Origin of the sequence: Microvirga massiliensis, from assembly GCF_001006805.1 — a bacterium.
Classification (GTDB): Bacteria; Pseudomonadota; Alphaproteobacteria; order Rhizobiales; family Beijerinckiaceae; genus Microvirga; species Microvirga massiliensis.
In genome coordinates this window covers 94,803-105,956 of sequence record NZ_LN811358.1, presented here as the reverse complement: position 1 = coordinate 105,956, position 11,154 = coordinate 94,803, and the positions used below count along the sequence as shown (strand labels likewise).

Here is an 11,154-nt window from a genome sequence, read left to right as displayed (position 1 = left end):
AAGTTCGATCTTTCCGAGATCCAGTTCCGATGTTCCGTGCGCAGCAGACATACGCTCGGGCACGAATTACGACGAAAGCGCTGTGGCACGGGCCGGAGTTTGTGACGCGGAGCGCTATCGGGCAGGCGCTCGAGACTCGAGATCCGAACGGTAGGCCGCGAGATCCTGGTACTCGACGAATTCCAGCACGTTGCCTTCCGGATCGCGCAGGAAGGCCAGCCAGACGCCGGGCCGAACCTCGACCTTGGTGGGACCGGTGAGGAGGCGGGCGTTGCTCGACCCGAGCCGATGCAGCATCGCGTCGAGATCATCCACGATGAAGGTGAGATAGACGGCGTTTCGTGACTCCAGGAGCCATTCCGATTCCTCGCGAGACTTTGGCGCTGCACTGGGCTGGAGGAGCTTGATCCGCTCGCCGCGCGGTGTCTGGAGTCGAATGACGCGGTACGAGTCGCTGCTGAGAGCGGCGTCGCGGGCCTTCGCCGCCGGCACCTCGATCGTGCTGATCGCCTCGCAGCCGAGCACCTCGATGTAGAACCCTGCGAGACGATCGAGATCCGAACAGCAGATTCCGACCTCGAGGGGAGCCACCATCCGTATCGCCATTGTCGTTCCTCCGCCTCTCATGCCGCAAGCGGCCGGCCGCAGGCAGCCATGACCATTCGCAAGCCTGCCTCGATCTCCTCTCGTCCGACGATTGCCGCGCGCTCGAGGACCTTCGAGACGCTCGGCGACGCCTCGCCGCCGTGGACGCGCTGAACCGGCTGGTCGAGCCAGTCGAGAAACCGCCGCTGGATTTCGTCCGCGAGCAGACCGCCGTAGGAGGTACCGATCGACCCCTGTTCTACGATCAGGACATTGTGGGTCTTCCGGATGCTGGCACCGATCGTCTCCCAATCGAGGCCGGCTCGGTCGAGTGTTCGCAGGTCGATGACTTCGGCGTCGACGCCCAGACCGAGCTCCGCATCGGCGCCAAGCCGTTCGATGGCATCGAGCGTCGGCTTTACCATTCCGAGATAGGTCAGAACCGTGAGATCCGAGCCCTCCCTGACCACCTTCGCGCGCCCGAAGGGAATGAAGTAGTCGAGATCATCTGCGGGTGCGAGGCCCGTGCTGACATACAAATCGACGTGCTCCAGAATCAGAACGGGATCACGGCAGGCGAGGGCCGTGTTCATCATGCCGACGTAGTCGAAAGGCGTCGACGGGGCGAAGATCCGCCAACCCGGTGACGTCGCGAAGATCCCTGCCGGATCCATCGAGTGCTGCGATCCATAGCCGGTTCCCATCGCGACCTTGGTGCGCAGGACGAGAGGCATGTCGGTATCGCCGCCGAACATGTGGCGAGCCTTCGCAATCTGATTGAAGACCTGATCGGCCGCCACCCACATGAAGTCCGGATACATGAATTCGATCACGGGCTTGTGGCGTCCGTCCATGGCAAGGCCGCCGGCGAGACCCGCAAAGGCGTTCTCCGAGATCGGTGTGCCGAGCACGCGGTCCGGAAAGCTCTGGGCCAGACCGCGCGTCGCGCCGTTCGTTCCTCCCTTGAGGCGGTGGATGTCCTCACCCATGAGGATGATGGATGGATCCGTGTCCATGCGCCGATGCAGGACATCGGCAATGACGTCGACGAACTTGCGCTCGACCACGGCGCCGCCGAACTGGGTCTCCTCCGCAGTGCGCACTCCCTTCAGCTCCGAAAGATCGCCCCGGATACCGAAATCGCGGAAATCCGGGCTGGGCCAGAGTTCGTCGCGCACCTTGCGCCGGTTGCCGGCAGGCTCCGTCAGCGCTTCGGCGCAGCGGGTCATCACCTCTTTGATGCGATCGCGGAGAGCTTCGACGTCTGCCTTGGTCAGGAGCTTGCGATCGATCATGGCGCGCGCGGTCTGCTCCAGCGGATCGCGGGCACGCCAGGCCTCCTCCTCTTCTTTCGGGCGGTAGCCGAATGCGCTCCCGGGCAGCGCTCCGCTCTGGTGAAAGTAACGGTAGACCTCGGCCTCAATGATCGCGGGACCATTGCCGGCCCGCATATGAGCGAGCGCCTCGTCGGTCGCAAGCTTGACGGCAAGCGGATCCATGCCATCGACCCGCCAGGCCGGAATCGCAAAGCCAAGACCGCGCGAAGAGAGGCGCGGTTCGCGCGTGGCCTCATCGATGTGAGTTGCGACGGCATAAAGATTGTTCTCGATGAAGAAGAGGAGCGGAAGGCTCCAGGCTGCTGCGAGATTCATGGTCTCGAGAACCGAACCGATATTGACGGCTCCATCGCCGAAATAAGTTACGACGACATCGCCGGTGCCGGCTCGCTTGTGTGCCATCGCAGCGCCTGCCGCCATCGGCACACCGCCGCCGATGATCGCGTTCGTGCCGAGGGCGCCTGCTTCGGCCCAGCGCAGGTGCATGGACCCGCCTCGCCCCTTGCAGAAACCTTCGGCGAGGCCGGCGATCTCGGCAAGCGTCCTGCGCAGAAGGGACGGGACCACCTCAGGCAGATCGCGAACGGGATCGAGACCTTCCGGCGCCACGTAGCCCAGCGCCTTGCCGAGGAACTGGTGGTGCCCGCGATGCGAGCCGTTCACCTGGTCACTCGCTCGAAGCGGCAGACAGGATCCGACGGCCCCCCCTTCCTGGCCGATGGAGGAATGCGCCGGGCCGTGCATCAGCCCCTCGCTGGCAAATTCGAGCACCGTTTCCTCGAATGCCCGGATGACGTGGAGATTGGTCAGCATCGAGCCGAGCAGATGCGGGTCGGCCGCAGCCCAGTCATCCGGCGTGGCCTTGATCTCGCGCCACGGGGCACTCGGCTTGAGGTCTGTCAGGATCGGCATGGATCAGGTCTCTTGTGTCGTTCAGATGTAACCATAGGCGGTCCAGCCGCCGTCGACGCCGACGACCTGCCCGGTGATATAGCCGGCACGCCCGCTCGCGAGAAACAGAGCGAGATCGGCGATCTCGTCGGGCTGCGCCAAGCGATGCTGCGGCGTCCGCTGCACGAGCTTGGAAAGGTCGAGCCGCTCGGCCCGCGCGAGCTCATCGACGAGAGCAGTCTTTACGTAGCCCGGTGCGATTGCGTTGACCCGCACCCCTGATTCCGCCCACTCGATCGCGAGCGCCTTCGTCATCATCACGACGCCGCTCTTGGAGACGCAGTACGGGAGCCGTTCCGGGGCTGCGACCACCCCATACATCGACGCCAGATTCAGAATGACGCCGCTGCGCGCCGGCAGCATGCGCGCAGCCGAAGCTTTCGAGCAGAGAAACACGGAGGTGAGATTGACGTCGATCGCACGTGTCCAGTCGTCGAGGCTTACATCCATGGTGGGCCGGTTGAGCGAGATTCCGGCGTTGTTGATCGTGATATCGACCCCGCCGAATGACTCGTCGGCGCGTGCAAAGAGCGCTTCGACAGTCGATTGCAGGGCGATGGAGCCGTCCTGTCCGACCGTATCGATCCCGCGTGTGCTCATTTGCTCAAGGAGAGTATCAAGGGCAGCCGCATTGAGATCGTTCAGGACGAGTCGGCAACCCTGCTTTGCGAATGCTTCGGCACAGGCCAAGCCAATGCCGGACGCGGCGCCCGTGATGACGACGCGTTTGCCCGTGAGATCGAGATATGAAGTGTGGCCTTGTTCACTCATCATGCCACCTGCAGCCATTCACGTCGGACATCTTCCCGAGACCGGAGCTCCTCGGGTGAGCCCGAGAACACGATCTCACCATGTCCCATGACGAAGACCGTCTCCGCGATGCGCAAGGCGATCGTGAGTTTCTGCTCGACGAGAACGACGGCGACGCCGCGGCGGCGGATGTCGAGAATCACATCCATGACCACCTCGACGATCTTCGGAGCCAAGCCTTCCGTCGGCTCGTCGATGAGCAGGACCTGCGGGTTGCCGAGCAGTGAACGGCAGATCGTCAGCATCTGCTGCTCGCCCCCCGACAGAGAGCCAGCATTGACGTCGCGGCGCTCGCGCAGGCGCGGGAAGTAGGTATACATGTCCTCAACGGTCCAGGCACGCTCGCCGGATTGGGACCGCTGGACCCCCATCGCGAGATTTTCCCGCACCGTAAGGTTCGCAAAAACCAGCCGCTCTTCCGGAACGTAGCCGAGACCATGGCGAGCGATGGCATAGGGTCGGCGCCCCGTCAGTTCGATGTTGCCCAGACGAACACGACCGCTGGTCGGAGGCACGATGCCCATCATGGCTTTCAGCGTTGTCGACCGACCCGAGCCGTTACGGCCGAGGAGGCTTACGATACCGTCGCGCGGCACCGCAAAGCTTACCCCATGGAGGATATGGCTCTTGCCGTAATGAGCATGGAGGCCATCGACTTCGAGCAGCATCAGGCTGCCTCCTCGTGCTCTTCTCCGAGATACGCCTCTTGAACCGCGCGATTTGTGCGAATCTCCTCCGGGGTTCCGGTCGCCAGAACCTGACCGTAGACGAGAACGGAGATGCGGTCGCACAGGCCGAACACGACGCTCATGTCGTGCTCCACGACGAGCAGCGTCTTGTCCTGGGTCACCTCGCGAACCAGCTCGACCACGTAGGCCGTCTCCTCACGCGACATTCCGGCCGTCGGCTCGTCGAGCAGAATAACCTCTGCACCCGTCGCCAGCGCCATCCCGATCTCGAGGGCGCGCTGCTCGGAATAGGTCAGTTCACCGGCTGCGATATCGGATCTGGAGGACAGACGCACCCTGTCGACCAGCATGGCAGTCTCAGCATTGATCTGCGAAAGCCAGTTGACGGACCTGACGAGGTCGAACCGCACGCCGTGGCGCGCCAGGACGCCAAGCCGCAAATTTTCGAACACGGACAGGCGCGGGAAGATGTTCGTGATCTGGAAGGAACGTGACAGCCCGCGGCGGTTGATCTCGTACGGCTCCAGGCCGGAAATCACCTGGTCGTGGAGGCGAATCTCGCCCGAGGTCAGCGGGAAAAGGCCCGAGATCAGGTGGAACAGGGTGGACTTGCCTGCGCCGTTCGGGCCGATGAGCGCGTGCCGCTCGCCCCGACGGACCTGCAGGTTGGCACCTCGGATCACCGTCGAGGGGCCGAATGCCTTGACGACATCAATGAGTTCGAGGGCGACGTTGGTGCTCATGTCATCTGGCCGGTTGCAGCGATGTCGGATGCAGCGGCTGCGTCTCGACCGCCGCCCGCTCGAGGATGCGATCCCAGGCGGCGCGCACCTGGCGGCGCGCCGGCGGCAGAAGGACTGCACCGATCACGACAAGCATGAGCGGCACCGCCCAGGTCATCAGACTGGTCGGGTCCCAGCTCTGACCGAACAGCGTGAGTGGAGGCGCGCTGCCGCTCGAGCGCCGCAGGGCGGCATAGTGGTCCGAGAGCAGGATCCCGGTCGCCTCGACCACGAAGATCACGGCCATTCCGATGCAGCACGCCGAGACGAGCGAGAGCGCATAGGCCGGGACGAGCGAGCCCCATTCGAGCCGGCGCCAGTGGCGCAGATGAATGTCGATCACGCCCCCGATCCCGCGCGGCGCGAAGAGCATCACGAGCACAAAGAGGATTCCCTGGTAGAGCAGCCAGGATCGGGTCGCCTCGGAGACGAAGACCGAGAAAAGGGTGAGAAGGCTCGCGCCGATGACGGGGCCGAAGAAGAAGCCCGCGCCACCCACGAAGGTGTGCAGCACGACCTGTGCCGACATGTGAATCGAGAAGAGGGAGTAATTGGCGGTTTCGTTCGCCACCGCGAGAAGCCCTCCGGCAGCGCCCGAAAGGGCGGCCGAGATCGCGAACACGACCACCTTGGTGGTGTGCGTGTCGTAACCGAGAAAGCGCACACGCTGCTCGTTTTCCCTGAGCGCCAGGGTGAGGCGGCCGAATGGCGTGCGGGTATAGGCCCACAGCAGCAGCAGACAGACGACCACCCACCCCAATGTGACGTAGTAGACCTCCAGAGCCGAGCCGAAGCTGATCCCCGCCCACGGCATGCGCATTGAGGACAGGCCGGCTTCGCCGCCGAACACGCCCTCCCAGTGCGGCGCCAAGGAGTGGAGAAGCTCCGCAATGGCGAGCGTCACGAGCGAGAAATACACGCCGGCGCGCTTGGTCGCGAAATAGCCCGCGATCGCCCCGACCACGAGGCCCGCCGCGAGTCCGGCCAGCGGCAGCAGAGGCGTCGGCAGAGCGGCGCTCCCGTCCTCGATTGCGCGCATGAGCTGCAGCGTCGCAATTGCGCCGATCCCGAAATAGGCCGCGTGACCGAAGGACAGGAGCCCCGCCTGACCAGCGAGAAGATTGAATGCGGCCGCGAACAGCGAAGCGATGAGCATCTTGGTCAGGGCGTTCTGAATGCTGAGCCCGACGAAGGGCGGCAGCGCGAGGAGCAGAAGCACCGTGACCGCAAGAGCCGCAAGAGCGAAGCGCGTCATCGGGATGCCTCAGCTCCGTTCGCCCATCAGTCCCGCGGGACGGACGAGAAGGACGATCAACATGACCAGGAACGGAATGGTGCCCGTGAGCGAGGACAGCGTGATGGTCAGGACACCACCGGTTTCTCGTGCCCAGTCTCCCAGGCCGACGAAATCCAGAGCGCCGGCGAGCGACCAGTTCAGGCCAGCCGCGAAGGACGTGAACAGACCGACGAGGAGGGAAGCCACGAGCGAGCCCATCAGGGACCCGAGCCCGCCCACGACCACCACGACGAAGACGACGACGCCGAGTTCGATCGCCATGTTGGGGTTCGTGGGAAAAAAGGCGCCTGCGACAGCACCTGCGAGCCCCGCGAGACCGGCGCCGGTTCCGAACACGCCCATGAACACCGCCTGTACGTTGTGCCCGAGTGCCTCGGTCATCACGGGCAGGCGCTCGGCCGAGCGGACCACGAGACCGACGCGGGTGCGTGATAAGAGGAGATAGAGCACCACGAACATGCCCGCGGAAACGAGCCCGATGAATAGCCGATAGAACGGGTAGTCAGCTCCAAAGACCGTAAAGGCCGAGAACCGCAGATCTTGCGGGATCGAATACGAGACCGGGAAATCGCCGAAGAAAAGCTTGATCAGCTCCTCGATGATGAGCGCGAGCCCGAAGGTCAGAAGCAGTTCGTGCGCGTGCCCAAAGGCGTGCACCCGACGCAGCAGGACCCGTTCGACGAAAATCCCGAGAGCGCCGACGACGATGGGGGCTACGATCAGCCCCGGCCAGAACCCGACGGAGCGGCTGACGGTATACCCGACATAGGCGCCAAGCATGTAAAACGATGCGTGGGCAAAGTTCAGCACGCCCATCATCCCGAAGATGAGCGTCAGGCCGGCAGAGACCATGAATAGGAGCAGCCCGTAGGTGACCCCATTCAAGACCGAGATGAGGACGAATTCCATCGCCAGCTCGACTCCGAGAGAGCGCAGATGGTCGAAGCTGCCGGTCGCGGGACGAGCCGGACCGGCAGCTTTGGGCAAAGATTAGGCGCGCGGGCGCTGCATCTTGCAGGACGACTGTACGGGGTAGATCGCTTCGGCTCCGGTCAGCGTCTTCACTGGCTTGAATCCCATATCCGTACCGTCGACGGGGTATTTCGCGCCTTTTTCGACTCTCGACACGACGACCGGCAGCATGGCTTGGTGGTCCTCCTTTCGGACCGTGATTTCGCCGATCGGAGTCTTGACGCTGCTCTCCTCGAGTGCCGCTGCGATCTTGTTCACGTCGACCTTGCCACCGTTGAAGTTCACCTTTTTGAGGGCTTCACCGAGCGCGCGCATCGCATTGACCGACTGCGGCTCGATATAGACAGGGTAGTGTCCGGTTGCACGCTTGAAATCCTCCGGGAAGGAGGTGTCGTCCAGGGCGATGTTGTAGGGATGAGCGACGTAGTGGCCGAGGGCAGTCGTTCCAGCATTTGCGATGTTGCCGACCTGATCGAGGAAGGTCGTCCCGAAGCGGACTTTCAGTCCGGCATCGCCGGCCGCCTTCATGAGAAGCAGAAGGTCGTTGGACCAGTTGCCCGTCATGACGGTGTCTGCACCGGAATCCCGAATGGTCGCCACGAACGGCGAGAAATCCTGGATCTTGTTGACCTCATGGAGCGTGGTGCCGACGACCTTGTATCCGCCCGAATCCGCAGCCGCCTTGATGGCTGCCTCCATGTCGCGGCCCCAGGAGTAGTTCTGGTTGATTGAATAGACTTTCCCGCCCAGGTCGCCGTTCTCCTTCATCGCGGAGACAAGGGGAACGACCCGCATCGGCGCAGTCGTGGTGAACCGGAAGTGGTGGAAGTGACACTTGTCACCCGTGAGTTCGAGCGCTTCCGCCCCGAGATTGATGAACATAATGGGGCGGTCGGGGTTTCGGAGATTGTGCCGGCGCACATCCTCTGAAATCTGACCGGCGATCGCTGATGACGCGCCTTGGACGACGATGTGCACGCCGTCAGCGACGGCTTGCTTGAACTTATCGGCTGCCCCAGTCGTATTGCCGCCGTTATCGTATTCGAGGAACTCTATCTTGGCGCCATTGAAGCCACCCGCCTGGTTGATCAGGTCGATTCCGAACCCGGCAGCAGTAGCAAACGGACGACCCGTCGAGGTCTGGCCACCCGAAAGACTCTCGAGGACGCCGATCTTCAACGGTTCCGCTTCTGCTACCCCGGTCGTGAGGGAAGCGACGAGCATTACGCCCGCGAGGTAGTTCAATTTGTTCACGTGCTTCTCCTTGGTTTTTCGACCCTGAGGACACCGGCCCGCATGCCACATCGGGGCAGCCGATTACCGCTGCCGGCTATATTGAGAGCTAAGCAGCTTGCCTGACAAGTTATCCCATTAACCTGCTTGCCTGACAAGTAGCGAAATGAGAGATTCTGCACCGGAGACATCGGTCTATCGCGGTACCTGACGAATGTGGCGGGGCGATAATCACGACTCCGGTAGGAACATATCGAGAAATGAACCTGAACCGGCTTTCTAGGGCACGGAAACTCAAACGCTCGCAAAGCTTTGCGGGCGAAATGGCCGAGATCTTGCGAGACGAGATCGAGCGCGGGGTGTTCCGACCCGGCGAGCGTCTACCGACCGAGCATGTCCTGGCAGAAACATTCGGCGTCAGTCGCGCCGTAGTCCGTGAGGCGATCAGTGTTCTGAAGTCCGACGGACTCGTCGAAAGTTTTCAGGGACGTGGCATCTTCGTCTCGGAGACGCCGCCCGAGGCGGCGTTCCGGCTTCGACAGCCGAACCTCGACGACAAGGTCGAATTGGCGCTGATCCTGGAGTTCCTGATTGCGAACGAGGTCGCTGCGACAAGCCTTGCCGCCGAGCGGTGCACGGACTTCGATCTTGCCAAGATTTGCCGCGCGCTGGAGGCGATGGCGCGTGCCGTTGCGATCGGCGAACCGGGTGTCGACGAGGACGTCGCTTTTCATGCTGAGATCATCGCCGCGACGCGCAACCCGTTCATCATCGCATTCAGCAACTTTCTTGAGCACCGGGTACGCAATCTAATCCGGACGGCGCGCACCAACACCGCCCGGTTCCGGGGCCTTGCAGAACGCGTCCAAGCGGAGCACCAAGCGATCTACGATGCAATAGCAGCGCGAGACCCCGCTGCGGCGCGCGCCGCAGCGGAAACGCATCTCCGCAATGCCGCAGCTCGACTGCAACTGTACCGCTCGCCGGATCCGGTTGAGCCCTCACAAATCACACCGGAAGTTTCCTCGAGTGTCGAGGTTGACCGAGGAGCATAGTGCCGACACGGCCCGGCCGAGAGTTCTCCGATTACCGTCATCATTCAAGCCGCTCGGCAAGAAACGCCGATGCGGCAGCGGCCGATGCGTCTCGGAGTGATCTATGCCAGCATCCGCCAACGCTCCAGTGCGTCGCGTGTCGACGGGGGGATCGGCACCGGTCGGTGCGCCTCACGATCAACCGCCACGATCACAGCGCGCACGACGGCGGCGCAATCCAGATCGGTAAACACGGCCTGCCGCAAGCCGAGCGAGGTCGTTTCGATGCGCTCGACACCCGTGGCCGAGTTAACGCGCCCCGGCCAGTGGAGTTCGCGCCGGTAATCGATCTCCAGACGTGCAAGCACAAATTGCAGATTCCCCGCTCGTGGCACCTCGTCACCGAACAGCAGCGCGCTTCTGCTGCTCTCGACCAGAGACAAAAACGTCCCGTGGTTGACGTGCCCGATCGGGTCCATATCCGCGAAACGAAGATCGTGCTCGGTGACCCATGGGAATTGGTGCAGGTCCGGTATCACCTCTCGCATCGGTTTCCTCCTGTCGGTCCAACATTACACCTTGGGGAATTATATGGCGTGCCGTCGCTGCGCTACATCGTGCACCTCAACGCACCCGGCCTCTCGGTGATCGGGGCGGGCGAACCGGCCCTGCCGGGTATCTCGATCGGGCACAACGACCAGATCGCCTTTGGCCTCACGATCTTTGCCATCGATCAGGAGGATCCCTTCGTCTACGAGACCAATCCCCAGAACCCCAACCAGTATCGGTATCGCGACGCATGGGAGGACATGAAACTCGTTCGTGAGACGATCGAGGTGAAGGGGGAAAGAGCACGCGAGGTCGAGTTGCGCTTCACCCGGCACGGGCCTGTCCTCTATGCCGAGCCTGCCCAGCGCCGGGCGTTCGCGATGCGCACGGTCTGGTTCGAGCCGGGGACGTCGGCCTACTTCAACTCCGCGGAGTACATGACCGCGAAGGACTGGAACGGCTTCAAGAAGGCGATGGCGAACTGGGGCGCACCGTCCGAGAACCAGGTCTACGCCGATACCTCCGGGAACATCGGCTGGATTGCCGGCGGGCGCTCGCCGCGCCGTCCGAACTGGGACGGTCTGATGCCGGTGCCGGGAGATGGTCGTTACGAGTGGTCCGGGTTCCTGAAAGGGGATGAACTGCCCCAGGTCTTCAATCCGGAGTCGGGCTGGTTCGCGACGGCCAATGAGATGAACCTCCCGGCCGGCTATCCGGTGGCCGAGCGCAAGGTCGGGTTCGAGTGGTCCGACCCGTCGCGCATCACCCGCATCAAGGAAGTCCTCTCCTCCAAGGAGAAGATGACGCTCGCGGATTCCATGGCGCTCCAGACCGATGACTACACGGTCAACGGACGGCGACTCACCAAGCTTCTCGAGCCGCTGACCTCCACCGATGCGATGCTGAGCGAGGGTC

The 11,154-nt window shown here is 63.0% G+C and carries 11 protein-coding genes; 2 read left to right on the top strand and 9 right to left on the bottom strand.

Features of this window, described 5'->3' with window-relative positions:
* Nucleotides 1-114: 114 nt before the first annotated feature.
* From BN1233_RS24665 to BN1233_RS24630, 8 genes are all read right to left on the bottom strand, one after another.
* Nucleotides 115-606, bottom strand: a complete 492-nt coding sequence (locus tag BN1233_RS24665) for a VOC family protein (RefSeq protein ID WP_046866290.1) — start codon at nt 604-606, stop codon at nt 115-117.
* 17 nt (nt 607-623) lie between these two features.
* Entirely contained in the window at nt 624-2,834 is a 2,211-nt protein-coding gene (locus tag BN1233_RS24660; RefSeq protein WP_046866289.1) for an alpha-ketoacid dehydrogenase subunit alpha/beta, read from the bottom strand.
* A 21-nt stretch (nt 2,835-2,855) separates the two neighbouring features.
* A complete protein-coding gene (locus BN1233_RS24655; RefSeq protein ID WP_244470739.1) occupies nt 2,856-3,647 on the bottom strand; it encodes an SDR family NAD(P)-dependent oxidoreductase in 792 nt (263 codons plus the stop codon).
* On the bottom strand, nt 3,644-4,351 hold the full coding sequence (locus BN1233_RS24650; protein WP_046866288.1) for an ABC transporter ATP-binding protein: 708 nt from the start codon (nt 4,349-4,351) through the stop codon (nt 3,644-3,646). The genes BN1233_RS24655 and BN1233_RS24650 overlap by 4 nt, the downstream gene beginning before the upstream one ends.
* Entirely contained in the window at nt 4,351-5,115 is a 765-nt protein-coding gene (locus tag BN1233_RS24645; protein WP_046866287.1) for an ABC transporter ATP-binding protein, read from the bottom strand. Before BN1233_RS24645 ends, BN1233_RS24650 begins: the two co-directional genes overlap by 1 nt.
* Before the next feature lies 1 nt (nt 5,116).
* Nucleotides 5,117-6,409: a branched-chain amino acid ABC transporter permease gene (locus BN1233_RS24640; protein WP_046866286.1), complete on the bottom strand. Its 1,293-nt coding sequence runs from the start codon at nt 6,407-6,409 to the stop codon at nt 5,117-5,119.
* 9 nt (nt 6,410-6,418) lie between these two features.
* On the bottom strand, nt 6,419-7,360 hold the full coding sequence (locus BN1233_RS24635; protein ID WP_046866552.1) for a branched-chain amino acid ABC transporter permease: 942 nt from the start codon (nt 7,358-7,360) through the stop codon (nt 6,419-6,421).
* 81 nt (nt 7,361-7,441) lie between these two features.
* Nucleotides 7,442-8,647, bottom strand: a complete 1,206-nt coding sequence (locus tag BN1233_RS24630) for a branched-chain amino acid ABC transporter substrate-binding protein (RefSeq protein ID WP_046866551.1) — start codon at nt 8,645-8,647, stop codon at nt 7,442-7,444.
* A 332-nt stretch (nt 8,648-8,979) separates the two neighbouring features.
* Between BN1233_RS24630 and BN1233_RS24625 the strand changes: the two genes are divergently transcribed.
* Nucleotides 8,980-9,711, top strand: a complete 732-nt coding sequence (locus tag BN1233_RS24625; protein ID WP_244470741.1) for a FadR/GntR family transcriptional regulator — start codon at nt 8,980-8,982, stop codon at nt 9,709-9,711.
* A gap of 101 nt (nt 9,712-9,812) precedes the next feature.
* Here the strand turns inward: BN1233_RS24625 and BN1233_RS51185 are convergent, their stop codons facing one another.
* Complete coding sequence (locus BN1233_RS51185; RefSeq protein WP_187144362.1) at nt 9,813-10,169, bottom strand: acyl-CoA thioesterase; 357 nt, start codon at nt 10,167-10,169, stop codon at nt 9,813-9,815.
* On the opposite strand from BN1233_RS51185, the gene BN1233_RS24615 reads away from it, so the two are divergent.
* A partial coding sequence (locus tag BN1233_RS24615; RefSeq protein ID WP_425311745.1) for a penicillin acylase family protein occupies nt 10,143-11,154 on the top strand: 1,012 nt, incomplete at its 3' end. The genes BN1233_RS51185 and BN1233_RS24615 overlap by 27 nt on opposite strands.